At 39.1% G+C, this 16,921-nt stretch carries 22 protein-coding genes; 7 read left to right on the forward strand and 15 right to left on the reverse strand.

Annotated features, from left to right (window positions below):
* Window positions 1-86: 86 nt before the first annotated feature.
* From argS to speE, 4 genes are all read right to left on the reverse strand, one after another.
* Window positions 87-1,754: an arginine--tRNA ligase gene (gene argS / locus FG382_RS05925; protein ID WP_142537983.1), complete on the reverse strand. Its 1,668-nt coding sequence runs from the start codon at window positions 1,752-1,754 to the stop codon at window positions 87-89.
* Window positions 1,755-2,174, reverse strand: coding sequence for a YwiB family protein (locus tag FG382_RS05930; protein ID WP_170206463.1), 420 nt, complete (start codon window positions 2,172-2,174; stop codon window positions 1,755-1,757).
* Window positions 2,175-2,297: 123 nt separating this feature from the next.
* The gene (speB, locus tag FG382_RS05935) at window positions 2,298-3,170 is read right to left on the reverse strand and encodes an agmatinase (protein ID WP_142537985.1); all 873 of its coding nucleotides are present in this window, start codon (window positions 3,168-3,170) and stop codon (window positions 2,298-2,300) included.
* Window positions 3,171-3,174: 4 nt separating this feature from the next.
* The gene (speE, locus tag FG382_RS05940; RefSeq protein WP_142537986.1) at window positions 3,175-4,008 is read right to left on the reverse strand and encodes a spermidine synthase; all 834 of its coding nucleotides are present in this window, start codon (window positions 4,006-4,008) and stop codon (window positions 3,175-3,177) included.
* Between the two features lie 170 nt (window positions 4,009-4,178).
* On the opposite strand from speE, the gene FG382_RS05945 reads away from it, so the two are divergent.
* On the forward strand, window positions 4,179-6,251 hold the full coding sequence (locus FG382_RS05945; protein WP_142537987.1) for a transglycosylase domain-containing protein: 2,073 nt from the start codon (window positions 4,179-4,181) through the stop codon (window positions 6,249-6,251).
* 414 nt (window positions 6,252-6,665) lie between these two features.
* On the opposite strand, the gene FG382_RS05950 is transcribed toward FG382_RS05945, so the two are convergent.
* Both FG382_RS05950 and FG382_RS05955 read right to left on the reverse strand, forming a co-directional pair.
* The gene (locus tag FG382_RS05950; RefSeq protein WP_142537988.1) at window positions 6,666-7,190 is read right to left on the reverse strand and encodes a YwhD family protein; all 525 of its coding nucleotides are present in this window, start codon (window positions 7,188-7,190) and stop codon (window positions 6,666-6,668) included.
* A gap of 366 nt (window positions 7,191-7,556) precedes the next feature.
* Complete coding sequence (locus FG382_RS05955) at window positions 7,557-7,835, reverse strand: YciI family protein (protein WP_142537989.1); 279 nt, start codon at window positions 7,833-7,835, stop codon at window positions 7,557-7,559.
* A gap of 166 nt (window positions 7,836-8,001) precedes the next feature.
* Between FG382_RS05955 and FG382_RS05960 the strand changes: the two genes are divergently transcribed.
* Window positions 8,002-8,187, forward strand: coding sequence for a 2-hydroxymuconate tautomerase (locus tag FG382_RS05960; RefSeq protein WP_142537990.1), 186 nt, complete (start codon window positions 8,002-8,004; stop codon window positions 8,185-8,187).
* Between the two features lie 129 nt (window positions 8,188-8,316).
* Here the strand turns inward: FG382_RS05960 and FG382_RS05965 are convergent, their stop codons facing one another.
* The 3 genes from FG382_RS05965 to FG382_RS05975 all read right to left on the reverse strand — a co-directional run bounded on the left by FG382_RS05965 (window position 8,317) and on the right by FG382_RS05975 (window position 10,455).
* Window positions 8,317-8,832 carry a YwgA family protein gene (locus FG382_RS05965; protein WP_142537991.1) on the reverse strand — a complete coding sequence of 172 codons (516 nt, stop codon included), beginning with the start codon at window positions 8,830-8,832 and terminating at the stop codon, window positions 8,317-8,319.
* Between the two features lie 15 nt (window positions 8,833-8,847).
* Window positions 8,848-10,143, reverse strand: coding sequence for an HD domain-containing protein (locus FG382_RS05970; protein WP_142537992.1), 1,296 nt, complete (start codon window positions 10,141-10,143; stop codon window positions 8,848-8,850).
* Window positions 10,144-10,227: 84 nt separating this feature from the next.
* Window positions 10,228-10,455, reverse strand: a complete 228-nt coding sequence (locus FG382_RS05975) for a YuzB family protein (RefSeq protein WP_142537993.1) — start codon at window positions 10,453-10,455, stop codon at window positions 10,228-10,230.
* Between the two features lie 288 nt (window positions 10,456-10,743).
* Between FG382_RS05975 and FG382_RS05980 the strand changes: the two genes are divergently transcribed.
* Complete coding sequence (locus tag FG382_RS05980) at window positions 10,744-11,367, forward strand: RsfA family transcriptional regulator (protein ID WP_142537994.1); 624 nt, start codon at window positions 10,744-10,746, stop codon at window positions 11,365-11,367.
* 18 nt (window positions 11,368-11,385) lie between these two features.
* Here the strand turns inward: FG382_RS05980 and lipL are convergent, their stop codons facing one another.
* The gene (gene lipL, locus FG382_RS05985; protein ID WP_142537995.1) at window positions 11,386-12,228 is read right to left on the reverse strand and encodes an octanoyl-[GcvH]:protein N-octanoyltransferase; all 843 of its coding nucleotides are present in this window, start codon (window positions 12,226-12,228) and stop codon (window positions 11,386-11,388) included.
* Window positions 12,229-12,395: 167 nt separating this feature from the next.
* On the opposite strand from lipL, the gene hemQ reads away from it, so the two are divergent.
* From hemQ to gerQ, 3 genes are all read left to right on the forward strand, one after another.
* Complete coding sequence (gene hemQ, locus FG382_RS05990) at window positions 12,396-13,145, forward strand: hydrogen peroxide-dependent heme synthase (protein ID WP_142537996.1); 750 nt, start codon at window positions 12,396-12,398, stop codon at window positions 13,143-13,145.
* Window positions 13,146-13,388: 243 nt separating this feature from the next.
* Complete coding sequence (locus FG382_RS05995; protein WP_142537997.1) at window positions 13,389-13,808, forward strand: cell wall hydrolase; 420 nt, start codon at window positions 13,389-13,391, stop codon at window positions 13,806-13,808.
* A gap of 25 nt (window positions 13,809-13,833) precedes the next feature.
* Window positions 13,834-14,157, forward strand: coding sequence for a spore coat protein GerQ (gene gerQ / locus FG382_RS06000; RefSeq protein WP_142537998.1), 324 nt, complete (start codon window positions 13,834-13,836; stop codon window positions 14,155-14,157).
* A gap of 66 nt (window positions 14,158-14,223) precedes the next feature.
* Here the strand turns inward: gerQ and FG382_RS06005 are convergent, their stop codons facing one another.
* The 5 genes from FG382_RS06005 to FG382_RS06025 are packed head-to-tail and all read right to left on the reverse strand — an operon-like array spanning window position 14,224 to window position 16,506.
* Entirely contained in the window at window positions 14,224-14,604 is a 381-nt protein-coding gene (locus tag FG382_RS06005; protein ID WP_142537999.1) for a DUF423 domain-containing protein, read from the reverse strand.
* Window positions 14,605-14,631: 27 nt separating this feature from the next.
* Window positions 14,632-14,880 (reverse strand): YwdI family protein, encoded by a 249-nt coding sequence (locus FG382_RS06010; RefSeq protein ID WP_142538000.1) that lies wholly within the window; start codon window positions 14,878-14,880, stop codon window positions 14,632-14,634.
* Complete coding sequence (locus tag FG382_RS06015; protein WP_142538001.1) at window positions 14,877-15,056, reverse strand: uracil-DNA glycosylase; 180 nt, start codon at window positions 15,054-15,056, stop codon at window positions 14,877-14,879. Before FG382_RS06015 ends, FG382_RS06010 begins: the two co-directional genes overlap by 4 nt.
* A 37-nt stretch (window positions 15,057-15,093) precedes the next feature.
* The gene (locus FG382_RS06020) at window positions 15,094-15,747 is read right to left on the reverse strand and encodes a uracil-DNA glycosylase (RefSeq protein WP_142538002.1); all 654 of its coding nucleotides are present in this window, start codon (window positions 15,745-15,747) and stop codon (window positions 15,094-15,096) included.
* Window positions 15,748-15,753: 6 nt separating this feature from the next.
* The gene (locus tag FG382_RS06025) at window positions 15,754-16,506 is read right to left on the reverse strand and encodes a DUF4230 domain-containing protein (protein WP_142538003.1); all 753 of its coding nucleotides are present in this window, start codon (window positions 16,504-16,506) and stop codon (window positions 15,754-15,756) included.
* Between the two features lie 103 nt (window positions 16,507-16,609).
* On the opposite strand from FG382_RS06025, the gene FG382_RS06030 reads away from it, so the two are divergent.
* Window positions 16,610-16,867 (forward strand): hypothetical protein, encoded by a 258-nt coding sequence (locus tag FG382_RS06030; protein ID WP_142538004.1) that lies wholly within the window; start codon window positions 16,610-16,612, stop codon window positions 16,865-16,867.
* The last annotated feature ends 54 nt before the right edge of the window (window positions 16,868-16,921 follow it).

The raw sequence follows: 16,921 nt of genomic DNA on the forward strand, positions 1-16,921 counted from the left end.
TTCTCCTCTTTTTTACTTTTACCCCATTTAGTACTCCTTTCCCTCTAATTAAAAAAACACTCCGACCGAGGTCGAAGTGTTCGATATTACATTTTTTCTGGAGCAGCAACGCCGATTAAGCGGAGCGCGTTCGCAATTGTTTGGCGAGCAGATGTTACTAGAGCTAGACGAGCACCAGTTAATGCGACATTTTCTGCATCGAGTACTTTATCCGCATTGTAGAAGCTGTGGAATGTTGCTGCTAGTTCTTGGATATAGGTTGCGACGCGGTGAGGTGCACGAAGTTTTGCAGCATCTGCTACCACTTGTGGGAAGTCACCGATTTTTTTCAATAGATCTAATTCTTTTTCACTTTGTAATAAATCAAGTGAATCTGTTGAAGCTTTTAATTGTTGAGTTTCAGCTGCTCGTAAGATGGAGCAAATACGTGCATGTGCATACTGTGCATAATACACTGGGTTTTCATTTGACTGAGAAACTGCTAAGTCTAAATCGAAGTCCATATGTGAATCACCTGAACGCATGCCGAAGAAGTAACGAACTGCATCAAGTCCTACCTCTTCTACTAGTTCACGCATTGTAACTGCTTTACCAGTACGCTTACTCATTTTCATTTTCTCGCCGTCTTTATACAGTTGAACCATTTGGATAACGGAAACTTCTAGTTTTTCACGCTCGTACCCAAGTGCTTCAATCGCTGCTTTCATACGTGGAATATAACCGTGGTGGTCTGCTCCCCAAATGTTGATCAGTTGGTCGAAGCCGCGTACTAGCTTATCTTCATGGTAAGCGATATCTGGTAATAAATACGTGAAAGAACCGTCGCTTTTAATCAATACGCGGTCTTTGTCATCGCCAAACGTTGTAGAGCGGAACCAAGTTGCTCCCTCTTCTTCGAAAATATGACCATTTGCTTTTAATTTATCTAATGCTACTTCAATTTTTCCATCTGTGTATAAAGATGTTTCAGAGAACCAATTATCAAAGCCTACGCGGAAGTCTGATAAGTCTTTTTGTAGTTTCGCAAGCTCTACTTTTAAACCGTGTGCACGGAAAGCTTTATAGCGCTCTTCGTCGGACATGTTCACAAATTTATCACCATGCTCTTTTACTAGATCCGCTGCAATATCGATAATATCTTGTCCGCGGTATCCGTCTTCTGGCATTTCTTTTTCTAAACCTAATGCTTCGAAATAACGTACTTCAATAGAAACTGCTAAGTTATGGATTTGATTTCCAGCATCATTTATATAATATTCACGGGAAACATCATATCCAGCAAAATCAAGTACGTTACATAGGGAATCTCCAACAGATGCACCACGCGCGTGTCCTAAATGCAAGTCACCAGTTGGATTAGCAGAGACGAACTCGACTTGGATTTTTTCGCCAGCACCAGATTTAGTACGACCATAATCAGCTTTTTCTACAAGCACTGCTTTTACTACTTCCTGTAAATAATCTTTACGCACCGTAATATTCATAAATCCTGGACCAGCGATGTCGATTTTTTCCATTATCGTTCCTGACATATCTAAGTTTTCAACGATTGCATCCGCAATTTGACGCGGATTTTTTTTAGCAAGTTTCGTTAATTGCATGGCAATATTTGTTGCGTAATCTCCATTTGCTTTGTCTTTGGGTGTTTCTAAATGGATCGAAGGAATTTGTTCCTCTGTTACAAGATCTGCTTTCACAATTGCTTGTTGTAATGCGTTTTTAATCGATTGTTGTACTTGTTCTACTGCGTTCATTTAATTCGCCTCCGTGTAAATTAGTTCTAATGTATATGTACCAACTACTTCTTCGTTTATCAAGAGTTCATATTCCACTCTGAAATTACCATCTCCAAATTGTAGCTGTTTTGTATTTGTTGTGATCATTATAGTTCCGTAACCCGGATCATAGCTTCCTGTTTGAAGCTCTTCTTTTACGAATGGCAGTCTCATTTTTACGCCGCCACTTCGCATAATTAATGCAGAATCTCCATTTAATTTTACGGTAGTTTTAACAGCTTTGTCATTTTGCGTTTCCTCGTAAACTAAATAAGGTTGATTCCCTTTTATCGTAAGTTCGCCTATTGTTTGGATATCAAATGTTTCTAATGCGGCAGCTGGGTGTTGAATCGTAGATTGTATGTGGATATTAACTATTTTTTTAATTGGTTGAGACATTGCGTTCATCCTTAACATTTTTAATGTAACCTTTTTATTATAAAGCTAAAAGCATGATAATGACAACTAAACATGGGTAAAACATAAAAAAACGTGTGCCCAAAAGGACATCACGTTTTTAAATTATTTCACCCAACCTAAAATCATTTCACGTAATAATTTCGACGCAGTGTTTGCAGTTTGTTCCGATGAATCATAAATAGGAGCAACTTCTACTAAATCGAAACCAACTACATTGACGCCTGAGTTTGCGATTGCATGGATAGAAGCGAGTAACTCACGGCTAGTAATACCACCGCAATCTACTGTTCCTGTACCAGGTGCGTGTGCAGGGTCTAATACGTCGATGTCAATAGTGACATAGACAGGACGACCTTCTAGCGTTGGCAATACTTCTTTTAATGGTTCTAATACTTCAAATTTCGAAATATGCATGCCATTTTCTTTTGCCCAATCGAACTCTTCTTTCATTCCGGAACGGATTCCAAATGAATAAACGTTTTTTGGACCGATGTATTCCGCAATTTTACGAATCGGTGTCGAGTGAGAAAGTGGCTCTCCTTCATATTCCACACGTAAATCCGTATGTGCATCCATATGAATGATCGCTAAATCTTTGTAATTGTCCGCTACTGTTTTCATAACCGGCCATGACACTAAATGCTCGCCGCCCATGCCAACAGGGACTTTCCCATCTTGCATAAGTTGGCGAATAAAACCTGCGATCAAATCTAAGCTTTTTGATGCATTTCCAAAAGGAAGCGGAATATCTCCTGCATCAAAATAGTTTACTTCATCTAGCTCACGGTCTAAGTATGGGCTATACTCCTCTAAACCAATCGAAACCTCACGAATACGCTGCGGACCAAAGCGTGAACCTGGACGATAGCTTACTGTCCAGTCCATTGGCATGCCGTAAATAACCGCTTGCGCTTCATCATAATTTTGCTTGCTTTTAATAAATACATTGCCAGAATAAGCTTCATCAAATCGCATCGGCTTACTCTCCTGCTAAGTCCTTCACAAATTTAGGCAATACGAATGCTGCTTTGTGAAGCTCTTTTGTATAGTATTTTGTGTCGATTTCGTGGAACTGCTCGTCCGGTACTTGAAGTGGATCGTATTTTTTTGATCCGATCGTAAAGCACCAAAGTCCACTTGGATACGTCGGGATATTCGCTAAGTACATATTTGTAATAGGGAAAATTTCTTTTACATCTTTTTGTACTTGTCGGATAAGATCCGCTTTGAACCAAGGGTTGTCCGATTGTGCAACAAATAACCCGTCTTCTTTTAGAGCTTTTGAAATTCCAGCATAGAATCCTTTTGTGAATAAGTTTACTGCAGGACCTACTGGCTCAGTAGAATCTACCATAATTACATCGTATTCGTTTTCAGATTCTGCAATATGCATAAAGCCGTCTCCTACTTGAACTTCAACACGTGGGTTTTCTAATTCACATGCAATTTCCGGTAAATATTTCTTCGAATACTCGATAACTTTTCCATCTATATCAACAAGAGTTGCTTTTTTTACTTTCGGGTGCTTCATAATTTCACGAATTACTCCACCGTCTCCGCCACCAACAACTAATACGTTTTCAGGGTTTGGATGTGTGAACAAAGGAACATGCGCAACCATCTCATGGTACACAAACTCATCTTTTTGAGATGTCATAACCATGCCATCTAAAAAGAGCATATTGCCCCACTCTTCTGTTTCTGCCATTTCCAATAATTGAAAATCTGTTTGTTCCGTGTGAAGTGTACGTTTTACCTTCATCGTAATTCCAAAATTCTCGGTTTGTTTTTCAGTAAACCAAAATCCGCTCATCTATCTATCTCCTTTGAGTATACATTTGTATTTATTGTATCAAAAAAATAATACAAAGAAAGTATAGAGCTTTTTCACAAAAGTGCAATACTTTTTTCTTTTTCCGTTTAATTTGAATCTATTGTTCTCATACTAATAAAAAACATCCAAACAGGACGGAGGAGATTTTATTGGGGCGTGCACAATACCGGAAAAAAGCCACTCGATCTAAACGCATGAAAAGAGTTTTCTTACTAAGTATCGTTGCTAGCTTTGCATTAATTGGTGCACTTGTTACGCTCCGGGTTTACGCTCAAATCGTTGGTGCACCTATTATCCAAGTACCTATTTCGTCTGTCTTTTTAGATGACCAAGGAAATGTGATTGGGGATCGATTTGAAGATCAAAGGCGTTACTGGGTTTCCCTCGAGGACATGTCACCATTTATTCCTGACGCGATTATTGCTGTAGAAGATCAGGAATTTTATAAGCATCACGGGTTTGATTATACTCGAATTGCTTCTGCTCTTTTGAAGGATATAAAAGCGATGCGAAAAGTGGAAGGTGCAAGTACGATTACTCAGCAATATGCTAGAAATCTATTTTTGACGCATGAAAAGTCTTGGACTCGGAAGATTAATGAAGCTTTGTATGCATACCGTTTAGAAGTTTTCTATGAAAAAGATGAATTGTTGGAAGGATTTTTAAATACCGTTTATTTTGGCCATGGTATGTACGGTGTAGAAGCCGCTAGCCGATATTATTTTGGAAAAAGTGCAAAAGAATTAACACTTGCAGAATCGGCTTTGTTGATGGGAATCCCAAAAGGACCTACCTATTATTCCCCATTAGTCGATGAGGAAAAAGCGGTAAACAGACAACAACTAATTTTGAAATTAATGGAAAACGAGCAATTTATAACTGCCGAGCAACGGGAACGTGCTGTCAGTGAGCATTATGTGTTAAAGACGGAAGATTCGCTTGTGAAGAAAAAAGCGGCTCCTTACTTTTTAGAAGAGGTTTGGAAGGAAGCGACAGGAATTCTTCAGAAAAAAGGTCGACGAATTGAAGAAGGTGGATGGACCATCGAGACCACTTTGAATAGAAGTCACCAACAAGCAGCCGAAGAGGTGATCGAAAAGTGGATGCCAGAAGGAGAGCTACAAATTGGTTTTGTAAGCCTGGAGCCAAAAACGGGATACGTGACAGCAATGGTCGGTGGACGTGATTTCGGCGAAAGTCCATTTAACCGAGTAACACAAGCGAAAAGGCAGCCAGGTTCGACGATAAAACCATTATTATTTGCTTCGGCATTAGAAAATGGATTCACTCCTTTGACTTATATGAAAAGTGAACGAACTATTTTCACCTATGATAACGGGCGACAAGAATATGAGCCGAAAAACGTCAATGATAAGTTTGCAGAGCATCCTATATCGATGGCACAAGCACTTGCTATCTCGGATAACATTTATGCCGTAAAAACCCTTGAACAAATTGGATATAAACCTTTTGAACAACTGATTGACCGGTTTAATATCAAAATGGACATCGATGAAACGCCTGCAACTGCACTCGGTACATCGGAAGCTTCTTTGTTGGACATGACCAAAGCATATAACGCGATTTCGGCTAAAGGTATTTTGAGAGAGCCAACTTATATTACGAAAATAACTGATAACAATGGCAAGGTCATTTATGATTTAGAGAAAGATAAAAGGAAAGATAAAAAAGTGTTGCTTGAACAAGATGCCTTTTTGCTGTCTCATTTACTAACTGGTATGTTCGATCCCACTTTTAATGATTACTCTCCTGCAACTGGCTTAGCTATTCGTGCGAAACAAACGAGACCATATGCAGCAAAATCCGGGACGACGATTTCCGATCAATATTTAATCGGTTTCTCCCCTCAATTGACTGCTGGTGTTTGGAATGGCTATGACCAAGGAAAACAGGTGAGTGAAGCAGAAGCAAGGCAAGTAACGAAGCAAGTGTGGATTGAATTTATGGAAAAAGCACATCAAGGATTACCATCAGAACCGTTTATTGCTCCCCAAGGAGTTCGAGGAGTTATTGTGGATATTGAGACTGGTGGAATTGCTACTTCCGCTTGTGAAAAACAACGACTTGTCTATTTAAAAGAGGAAGATGTTCCAACTAAACTATGTACAGATCCGACATTGAAGCAGCAAACATTCGAAGCATCTGATAGTGAGGATACAACGCCATGGTCCATATTCCCATTTTCGTTTTTTGGAGAATGAAGTGAGTCGGAATGGATGGATTAGGGCAAGAGTGAGAGCAACCAGTTCTCTTTATAACGAGTTAACTTGGTTAGGAAATATGCTTAATTGGAAGTAATTGGATAAGGGCAACCATTTGCGAATGAAAGCAAGCAGTTTCATGACCAAAGCAACCAATTCTCTCCCTAGAGCAACCAAAACAAAAATAAAAAGCTTTCCATTACCTATAAAAGGTAATGGAAAGCTTTTTCTTAGTGTTGCGTTCTGCCAAAATTATGTAATTACAGGATTGGGTTTCACAATGATTACACTTTCCTAGCCTACTTACGACTCCTAAGTGTCCTAGCATTACTGTGAAGTAAGCTTTAAGTAAATTGTACTGTCTTTTCGATTTGAATTCAACCTCATTACGAAATTATACCAAATTGTTACTGTTTAATTGGAAGTTACAGACAAGTCATTATGTAGCTTTTCATCGCTACGTTCCCACATTTCGCGGTTATGTGTTTGTAAAAAATCGCTTAAAATATTTTTGGAACGATTATCCATAAAATCTACCATAATGTGGCGTTTCATCGATTTATCCATTCGATTTACGTGATCTGCAAGTAATTTGTAGCCGCGGCGTTTTTCACGGTTTACAACCATTTCGCATGCAGTAACCCCTGCATAGTAAGGACCTTCTGCCTTATAATCGATTGTTACCCAAACTAGCCAATACGGTTTTCCGCCTTCTGAGTCTTCGCGGTTCGTCGTAAACTTGATGCCTCTTTCAGTGTCGCTGCGCGCATGCATCGCACCAATTTCAATTCTCGCAACGTCTTCTTCGACGTCGATAATAACCGGAGACACATTTTCTAAAGATAGAGAACCAATTCCGAAGCCTTTGTGTCCATCAGTTGGATCATTTTTTATAATGGTGAAGCCGATTTTTTGTTTTGGTTTTTCTTCATTTGCCATCCAAAAGTTCCCTCCGTTCTGTTATGATATGTAGTATTTTCATCTTACATAAAGTGAATTATATTTCTTGAACCCTTGATACATCAAGGATTGAAACTTTTCTTAATCTTATCATAAACGTAAGTTAATGCATAGAAAAGCAGGCTAAGTTGCCGCGCATGTCCAGAAAGTTGTCGAGTGAAAAGTATCTAAATCGAGCGCGTTAATAAGGAAGGTTTAATATCTTTACTCTTCATACACTTATAGGCTATTTAACAGGTAAAAGTTGACTAATAATGCATATAAAAATGAGCTGAGAAATGTGAGTCCAAGCTCATTTTTTGATGCCTTTTTATCTATATACCCGAATCCCTTGTACTTTTCACGTTACCGAAGTAATGCTGAGTCACTGTCCATATCCCATTCGTGGATTTCACAGCCTCTCGCTCCTTGAATCACATAAGGGTCTTGTTTTGCGAGTTGTTCCACTTCTTCTATTGAGTCAACTCGATAAATAACTAATCCCCCAGTACCATCAGCAAATCGGCCATTGGCAATGATTTTGCCTTCATTACGCTTTTGCTCTAAATACTGAAGATGCTGTGCGCGATATTCTATGCTCTTCTCCTGATTCAACATTGGTAAAAAAACAGCGAAGTATTTCATTTATAATCATCCTTTCTTTAATGTCAGCATTTCCATTTTCACTTTGGTTTTTCAAGAGAATGAAGTATATAATCCACTATTTCATTTTGAATATATCTGATTTATTTTACAAATCACTATGTTATGATACTACTATACAGAAAATTTCACTAAAGGAGGAAATGAAATGCCATATGTAACAGTAAAAATGCTAGAAGGTCGCACAGAAGAGCAAAAAAGAGCTTTAGTAGAAAAAGTAACAGCTGCAGTTTCAGAAACAGTGAACGCACCAGCTGAAAATGTTGTCGTGTTTATCGAGGACATGCCCAAAAATCATTACGGTGTTGCTGGGAAGTTATTTAGTGATAAATAATTTTGGAGTTGGCTCTTTGCTTTAGCAAAGGGCCTTTTTGGCTTTGTCGTATTAGGTAAGTGGTTTGTCGCGTTCGGTGCTTGTTTTGTCTCGTTTAGGATTATTCTTCCACAAAAAAAGAACCATCCCCTAGTGGATAGTTCTCATGTTCATTAAATGCATGACAAATTCGTATGCGTCTGCAATTTCTTCCTCTGTGAAGTTTAACTTCCCTTTCACAGCGTGGAGCTTTTCGATTTGTTCTTCTTTTGGAAGATGGTCGAAAAACAATAGAGTTGAGACGAGTTCTAGGAAGCGAGAGCTTTTGTTTTTCATTTGCGAAATACATTCGACTAGCGCTGGTGCTGCTTCTTCCACTTGTGCCATTTGCGTGAAATGTTCCCCTGCGTCCGTCATTTGGTATTTGTATTGGACGTATGACCCTTTATCCTGTCTGTCTTCTTGTAAAAATCCCATATTGCAAAGCTCTTCCACTCGCAATGTGAGCTCATGCGAATATGGACCATATACATGAAACTCGTACTTTTCTTTATATGGATAGTCTAACTTTTTAGCGATGTACACCATTTTTTGCAGTTTTTTTCTGCCAGTTATTCCGTCTGCTGCTCCGATAAATTGTATGATTTTAGCATGTTCTTCTAGCAATTCTAGCCCCCACCTTTATTTCAACAGATCTAATATTTGTTTTTTTAACGCTTTTTTCTTTCCGTCTTCTGTTAAAAAGTCTTCTGGAAAATATAATTTATGATCAGTTCGACGTTTTCCTGAAATCGCTTCTACTACTTCCGATTCACGGGAAAGCTCTCTAATTTCTCCGGATGGCATGAGTAAATGGATAGGAATTCGTTCTCCCTCTTCCCCTGGACGATAAAAATCGTATGGTAAGTCCGATGACGAATCAAATACTAAATAATACTCTGGGTCTATACCCGCTTTTTTAAATAATAACTCCAACTCTTTCATCTTCATATAATCTTTTGCCAGGTCAAACTCAATATATTGGAATAGCTTACGATTGACAAAACGATAGCTTAAATCAGCTAAGATTGGATCCTTCTCGTTTACCCAAAGCTGAAAATAGGTCATTAAGACACCTTCATCTAAAGCTAAATATTCATTTAACGTGAATGTGCCATCGAAAAAGCCTTGGAAATGAGTTGGCTGCTGTGCGAAATCATACCCACTTTTGCTTAAAGCTTTTGCACGATGTAAGATTTTCGTTAAAATCACTTCTGCACTTCTGGAAACAGGATGAAAATATACTTGCCAGTACATTTGATAGCGACTCATAATATAGTCTTCCACTGCATGCATACCGCTAGATTTGATGACGATTTGATCTTCCCTAGGACGCATGACACGCAGAATTCGCTCCATATCAAAATGGCCATAGCTTACACCTGTAAAGTAGGCATCTCGCTGTAAATAATCCATACGATCGGCGTCGATTTGACTGGATATTAAGCTAACGACTTGTTTATTTCCATAGGTTTTTGCAATAACGTCTGCTACTTTTTGCGGGAAGTCTTTGCTTACCCTCTTTAATATTTCATTTACTTCGGTTTCCCCAAGTAATATTTTTCTTGTAAATTCCTCATGATCTAGATTGAACACATTTTCGAAAGCATGTGAGAACGGTCCATGTCCTAAATCATGTAAAAGTGCTGCACATAAAACTAAAAGTCTTTCAGAGGCATCCCATTCGGGTCGGCCATTGAAACTATCATCCACAATACGACGGACAATTTCGTAAACTCCTAGAGAGTGACTAAAGCGACTATGTTCTGCCCCGTGAAAAACTAGATATGTAGTTCCAAGTTGTTTAACGCGGCGAAGTCGTTGAAATTCCTTTGCGCCGATGACGTCCCAAATGACTTGGTCCCGAACATGAATGTATCTGTGAACCGGATCCTTAAACACTTTCTCTTCTGCTAGTTTCTGCGTTGCATAGCTCATTTGCCCACCTCCGTGAAGTTAAATGTTATTTATCCTTCATTATAAAGAAAAAAACCGCTTGTGGTAAGGCGGCAAAAGTTCTGTTTAGTCTTCTAGTTTGGCGCGTACTTTTTCCATTAATTCATCTTCTGTCAAAGCTGCAACAGGACGGTTATTCACGAATGCGAATGTCTTTTTTCGTCCCGGTCCGCAGTAGGATTGACATTCTTTAATTTCAATTTCTGCTTCTGGATCTATTATTTTAAGCTTTGGAATTAATGTTTTTATATTGACGGCCTGACACTCATCGCAAACTCGGAAATGGTTTGCCATTCGTCCACAACCCCTTTCATCAATTACGTCTCGACGTAATTGCGTCCAGATTTTGAATTGTGCACGCACAATTCACTCCTTTTAAAAATCTGTGACATCCGCCGGAGGCATTAATCTAATTTAGTTGGTGTCCTTATACCAACTAAATTAGATTAGATAATAGTCTACACGCCATTGTATCTTAAAATATATATTGCTATCAAGTGTATTTTACGTGAATAAAAGAGCGCTATGTTGTCCATGATGTTAATAGAGTAACGAAACTATGAACATGGTAGGAGGAGCAATATGGTAAAAATAAGACAAGACGCATGGATGACAGAAAATGATGAAATGTTAGCGGAAATGGTGTTACGACACGTCCGCGAAGGCAGTACACAACTAAATGCATTTGAAGAAGCAGGTGACGAATTAAACCGAACTGCTGCTGCATGTGGATTTCGCTGGAATGCAGTTGTCCGCCATCAATATGAAAGTGAACTAAAGGAAGCAAAAAAAGAAAGAAAAGAAAAGCTACGTATATTAGGAAAAGATTATCGACGTAGAGGAAACGGTATTTATCTTGCCAAGCCTCAAGAAGAAGGCGAACGCACCACATCAGTTCCGGTTTCTGCTTTATCAATCGATATTATTATTGCCTATCTCGTTCGTTTACAGCATAGCGATTCAGATATTTCTAGATATCGTCATTTAGCTTCTATATCAAACGAGAAAATTCGCAAACTAGAAACTGAACTTGCCAAACTTGAAAAAGAAAATGCAGCGATTAAACAAGATTACGAGCAGTTTGTACAAATTATGAACCGCGCACGACGACTTGTTACATTGAATGATGAAGAAGTACCAGCTGTACCTGTTTTCCAAATGGAGAAAAACGGAAACCTAGTTTCAAAAGAACCACCAACTATGTAATGCAGTTGGTGGTTTTTCTTATTCCTTTGTAAGCATCTTTTTATTCCTATCGACAACACGTTGCATATAAAATTGATAAAGCTCCATTTCATCTTGCGTGACGGATTGCGATACTATTTTTGTAGATAGCTGTTGTAGCACCTGTTGAACCCGTATGACGATATCCTGAACTGTAAGAGAGGCATTTAAAAGTTCGTTTAACGACGCCATTACTTCTGGTTTTATGACTGGGTAGCTGAATTTCGTTTCTTCCCCTTGCACACCGATTTCATAAAACTGGCGAATCAATTCAGCACGCTCACTCCCACTACCTTCTACACATAAGTATATTTGCACAGCAATTCCTTGACGAAGTCTACGCTGTGATATGCCAGCAAATTTCTTGCCATCAATACTTAAATCATATGAACCTGGACAATAGGAACCGACAATTTCATAAGCTTCTATTTTTCCTTCTGCTTCTGGAAATAGGAGCCGGATGAAAGTAAGCATTACGTCATAACCCGCGGAAATATCAACCGACTGCGCTTGTTCAGACAATACGATGGAAATATTCAGCACTCCTTCATCCAATACAACTGCAAGGCCCCCCGAATTTCGTACAATTGGTATGTAGCCTTGTGTACGTAGAAAATCTTGTGCTTCTTCTACGAATGGTAATCGGTGATCTTGAATACCTAACACAACTGTCTGATCATGCACCCATGTTCGAACAGTTGCCGGCGACAAACCTTGTCCAACTAAATGGCAAAGAAGATCGTCCGCTGCAAATGACTCCAATGCGGAGCGACTTTTACCACTTAGCGATTGATCCCAAAATCGCCAAACTTTGTGCTGTAGTAATGATTCTATATGTGACATACTTCTTACTCCTTAATCTAACGATTGCTCTACTGTTTTCATTAGTTCAAGCATACACGACTTTGTCACATATTGTCATGCAATATCGAAGTCATTACGAGATAAGAATCTTTTCTTGTGATAAACTAAAGATGTAAATTTCTTATATAAAAGGAGTGTCTGATAAAATGAATGAAGCAGCAATTACACTAGACGGCTGGTACGTTTTACATGATTTTCGCCAAATGGACTGGGCATCTTGGAAGCAAGTAGATCCAGAACTTCGCAAAGAAGCAACAGATGAATTTGTGGCATTTTTAGACGAACTTCAACAAGCAGATGACGCAAAAACAGGCGCACATGCTTTTTACACGATTGTCGGTCAAAAAGCAGATTTCATGTTAATGACTCTACGTCCAACAATAGACGAACTTCAAGAAATCGAAGCGAAATTCAATAAATTAACGATTGCAGACTTTACAATTCCTGCTTATTCTTATGTATCAGTTGTAGAATTATCTAACTACCTAGCTGGAGAATCTACGGAAGATCCATATCAAAATCCACATGTACGAGCTCGTTTATATCCGGAACTTCAACGTTCACAATATATCTGCTTCTATCCAATGGACAAGCGTCGTAACGGTGAAGACAACTGGTATATGCTTTCTATGGAAGATCGTCGCGCTCTTATGGCGAGCCACGGAAAAATCGGTCGCGGTTATGCTGGTAAAGTAAAACAAATCATTTCTGGCTCTGTCGGATTTGATGATTTCGAGTGGGGCGTAACATTATTCTCGGATGATGTGCTTCAATTTAAAAAGTTAGTGTACGAAATGCGTTTTGATGAAGTAAGTGCTCGTTATGCGGAATTTGGTTCATTCTTTATTGGTACCATTTTAGCAGGCGAAAAACGAGTAGAATTTTTCAACATTTAAAGATTAATGAAAAGAACGAATGCCCTTTAAGGTAAAAAAACTGTTGCTATATATTATTACCGTTTAATTTTTGGGAGAGGCTGGGCCGTGACTGACGTCACGACCAGCCTCTCTTTTCTCAGTAATCACTTCCTTATTGCTTAAGAAAGACTGCACCACTGCGGTCTTCTTTCTTTTCCTCTCTCCTCGCGATATGTATCATTTCTCCGTTCCGAACATAGTGTATATATAGGAGGTGATGCGTTGGCAGTAGTTAAGTCCACTTCAAGGCAACTAGATTTACTAGCAAGGCTAATGCGTGCGGAAGCTGAGGGGGATGGTCAGCTCGGTATGTTATTGGTTGGTAATGTTGGAGTGAACCGGGTTCTTGCCGATTGCTTAGATTTTCGTAATATTCGTAATTTGGAAGAGATGGTATTCCAAAAACCAGGTGGGTTTGTGGCAACAACCCAATCTTATTTTTATCAACGTGCCCGTGAACAGGATCGAAATTTAGCAAGACGCGTTATTAATGGGGAACGTTTTAGTCCCGGCGAACGCTCCTTATGGTTTTTTGATCCGGGTGGCGATTGTCCTCCTCAGTGGTATAACCAATGGAACACCGGACGTTTTAAAACGCATTGTTTTTACTCTCCAACCGTTGCCGATTGCCCAAGTGTATAATTCTATTTCTAGAAAGGATGTATGAATGGTTCAATATTATTGGTATCCTGGAGCTTTTCCACCACAACAGCAACAACCGATGACTCCTCCTGCTCAACCGCCAAGCCCAGGCCGACAAGAAGAATCGTATATCGAGAACATTTTACGAATGAACAGAGGTAAGCTAGGTACATTCTATTTCACCTTCGAAAACAACAAAGAATGGAATGCTAAAGTGATTAAAGGCTATGTAGAAGCAGCAGGCCGCGATCATGTGATCATTAGTGATCCAAATGGGAAGAGATACTTAATGTTAATGATTTATCTAGACTATGTAACATTCGATGAAGAAATTAACTATAACTTATAAACAAAGAGACTTATCCGAATTTAAAGGATAAGTCTCTTTGTTGTCACTGTTACGCCCTTCACTTCATTAACTTGCAAACTTTGCTGCAGCAACAATAATCATAATCCATCCAACTAAAAATGCTACGCCGCCAATCGGAGTAATAGCTCCTAAAATGCCAATACCAGTTAAACTCAATACATACAAACTACCAGAGAATAAGATGATTCCTGCTAGTATTAAATAGCCTGCTGTATTTAATGATGAAACAGGTCCAAGTATCTTGCTACTCATCAAAATACCGATTGCGATTAATGCAAGTGCATGGAACATTTGATATTGTACAGCCGTTTCCCAAATCGCTAAATACTTTTCAGATAGTTTTTCCTTTAAAGCGTGTGCGCCAAAAGCGCCAAATGCTACTGCCAAAAATCCATTGATAGCTCCTGCAATGATAAATAATTTCACAATCATTCCTACTTTCTATCTTTCTATTTAGAAATCAAATAATGACTCTCCGTTTGCATCGTCTTCTTTTAATGCAACCGGCTGTTGTAATGCTGGGGCTATGGCTACCGCTTGGACAACTGGTGAAGCTTGCGATGTTCCCCCGGATTCTAACGCTAAATCGCATAATGCTCGTATTGCAGCGAGTGCTTCTCTTTTCGTTTGTTCATTACCAGTTGTTTTGGCTAGCGTAAGCTGTTTATCTATTTGCATGAAAATATGTTCATTTGAAATCATCGTCTTTGCCCCTCTTCTTGCTTTCGTTCGAATTTCAAGCATTCCATGCCCGAGGTACGCTTTACTAATGCAGATGGGAGCTCTTTCGTTTTAAATCCGTAAGCTTTGCACCCACGTGGATGTCTTGCATCCCATGTAGTAAAAAAGAAGCGGCATTTAAAACAGTTTACTGCCAAATTACTCCCTCGCTTTCCCGTCCATATAATAGCATAGTCATAAGCAAAAATCGATTGGTGTCTCTCCCCATGCTTCGAGCTGCGCATTTATCTTAGAATACGGCTTACTCCCAAAAAATCCTCGATGTACACTTAGCGGACTTGGATGTGGAGATTCTAAAATCATATGTTTTTTTGTCTCAATTAGCTTTTTCTTCATTTGCGCTGGTCTTCCCCAGAGGACAAAAATAATCGGCTGTTCTCTTTCCGATAGACGCTTAATCACTTCATCCGTAAACGTTTCCCAGCCCATCCCTTTATGGGAATTAGCTTGCCCTGCTCGCACGGTCATTACCGTATTAAGCAATAGAACCCCCTGCTGTGCCCATTTCAATAAATAGCCGTTCGAAGGAACTGGACACCCTATATCATCCGCTAGCTCCTTAAACATATTGCGTAAGCTCGGTGGTACCCTAACCCCAGGGTTTACAGAAAAACTCATCCCATGCGCTTGTCCTTCCCCGTGATAGGGATCTTGCCCTAATATTACTACTTTTACTTCATCAAAAGGCGTTGCACGAAATGCGTTGCCAATATCCTCTCGCTTTGGATAAATTGTTTGTTCTGCGTATTCATTATCTAAAAAAGATTGCAGTTCCAAAAAATATGGCTTTTCCCATTCATCTGCTAAAACTTCTTTCCAGCTTGGCAATGTGCATCACTCCTTAAACTGAACTTGTACATCGTATTCTACTAATTGGAACATCTCTTTTACAGATTTCTCCGCATTTTCTTCCGCTAACTGTAAAATGCCTTGTCCCGTCGTTTCTTCAATCATCATTTCTTTCGCTGTTTCTGCAAGCTCGTATGCCTCTGTTATATCCGCTTTTTCACGAAATAATCCTTCATATGAAAATACTTCTACTTGGTCGAAGAAAATTTCAGGTCCACCTAGAAATTTTGGCATAGGCAATGTAAGCGTCGCCGTCTTACTCTCGTCGTCCACTTTAATATCTGATTCCGTTACTTGAGAGAAATCTACTCCTGCACGAACAGCTCCAGGCACCACAACAAGAATCTGCCTTTTTGTCCCTGGTAAATCTATGCCGATTTCTTTGCCGAATAACTGATTATCCTGTCGTTCGATAATTACTTTTGTATAGGCTTCAGCGGTCGACAATTCATTTAGTGCCTGTACTCGTTCAACAATTGAACCTTTGTTCTCCGTAAACGTACTACCTTGAATCGCCCAATAAGCGGCAAATGGTAATGCAGCTAACAAGAGGAGTACAATTATTACAATAAGGATAATCGATTTCGTTCTAAATCTATATAAAGCACGTGGAATTTTCCCAAAGCCAAACCCTTGTCTAGAAGGGTTTTCTGCGATTGTTGCAGTTGTTTCGTTTTTTTGTGCTTTCAATTCTGCTAGTAGTTTCTCCATTTCTCGAATTTTGTCATCTTTTCGCATTTCATCTCTCTTTTCCTCTTAATCTACTACGTTAACAGTACAAAAAAATTGTCCGTTTCACAACTATTCTATATCTGTTACGATGAAAAAGGGTGATCTGTGTATGGCTGATTTACATTATCGAGAGAAACTAAGAAAAATTGAACAAGCTGCTCGTACAAATGAAGTTTCTAACGGTGTGAAAAGTTTTGGACTTGGTTGCTTTACAGTGGGCATGCTACTATTCATTGGCTTTCTTCTATTTTTAGCAATCTCCTTATTTATTAATGATATTATATTCGGATCCGTTATCACTTTTTTCGTCGCAGCTCTTTTCATTTTCATTCTGCTGAAATTATTAACTGCACCGAAACTTCCATAATGTAAGTTTCGACTATTGTCTGATATAATGAAAAATATTAACTTTTTACCAAAA

Origin of the sequence: Psychrobacillus lasiicapitis (assembly GCF_006861795.1) — a bacterium.
In the GTDB taxonomy this organism is placed as follows: Bacteria; Bacillota; Bacilli; order Bacillales_A; family Planococcaceae; genus Psychrobacillus; species Psychrobacillus lasiicapitis.

Coding starts and splice junctions, on each gene's coding strand:
- argS (WP_142537983.1), bottom strand. CDS start 1,754: ATGAACGCAGTAGAACAAGTACAACAATCGATTAAAAACGCATTACAA.
- FG382_RS05930 (WP_170206463.1), bottom strand. CDS start 2,174: ATGTCTCAACCAATTAAAAAAATAGTTAATATCCACATACAATCTACG.
- speB (WP_142537985.1), bottom strand. CDS start 3,170: ATGCGATTTGATGAAGCTTATTCTGGCAATGTATTTATTAAAAGCAAG.
- speE (WP_142537986.1), bottom strand. CDS start 4,008: ATGAGCGGATTTTGGTTTACTGAAAAACAAACCGAGAATTTTGGAATT.
- FG382_RS05950 (WP_142537988.1), bottom strand. CDS start 7,190: ATGGCAAATGAAGAAAAACCAAAACAAAAAATCGGCTTCACCATTATA.
- FG382_RS05955 (WP_142537989.1), bottom strand. CDS start 7,835: ATGAAATACTTCGCTGTTTTTTTACCAATGTTGAATCAGGAGAAGAGC.
- FG382_RS05960 (WP_142537990.1), top strand. CDS start 8,002: ATGCCATATGTAACAGTAAAAATGCTAGAAGGTCGCACAGAAGAGCAA.
- FG382_RS05970 (WP_142537992.1), bottom strand. CDS start 10,143: ATGAGCTATGCAACGCAGAAACTAGCAGAAGAGAAAGTGTTTAAGGAT.
- FG382_RS05975 (WP_142537993.1), bottom strand. CDS start 10,455: ATGGCAAACCATTTCCGAGTTTGCGATGAGTGTCAGGCCGTCAATATA.
- FG382_RS05980 (WP_142537994.1), top strand. CDS start 10,744: ATGGTAAAAATAAGACAAGACGCATGGATGACAGAAAATGATGAAATG.
- lipL (WP_142537995.1), bottom strand. CDS start 12,228: ATGTCACATATAGAATCATTACTACAGCACAAAGTTTGGCGATTTTGG.
- hemQ (WP_142537996.1), top strand. CDS start 12,396: ATGAATGAAGCAGCAATTACACTAGACGGCTGGTACGTTTTACATGAT.
- gerQ (WP_142537998.1), top strand. CDS start 13,834: ATGGTTCAATATTATTGGTATCCTGGAGCTTTTCCACCACAACAGCAA.
- FG382_RS06010 (WP_142538000.1), bottom strand. CDS start 14,880: ATGATTTCAAATGAACATATTTTCATGCAAATAGATAAACAGCTTACG.
- FG382_RS06025 (WP_142538003.1), bottom strand. CDS start 16,506: ATGCGAAAAGATGACAAAATTCGAGAAATGGAGAAACTACTAGCAGAA.
- FG382_RS06030 (WP_142538004.1), top strand. CDS start 16,610: ATGGCTGATTTACATTATCGAGAGAAACTAAGAAAAATTGAACAAGCT.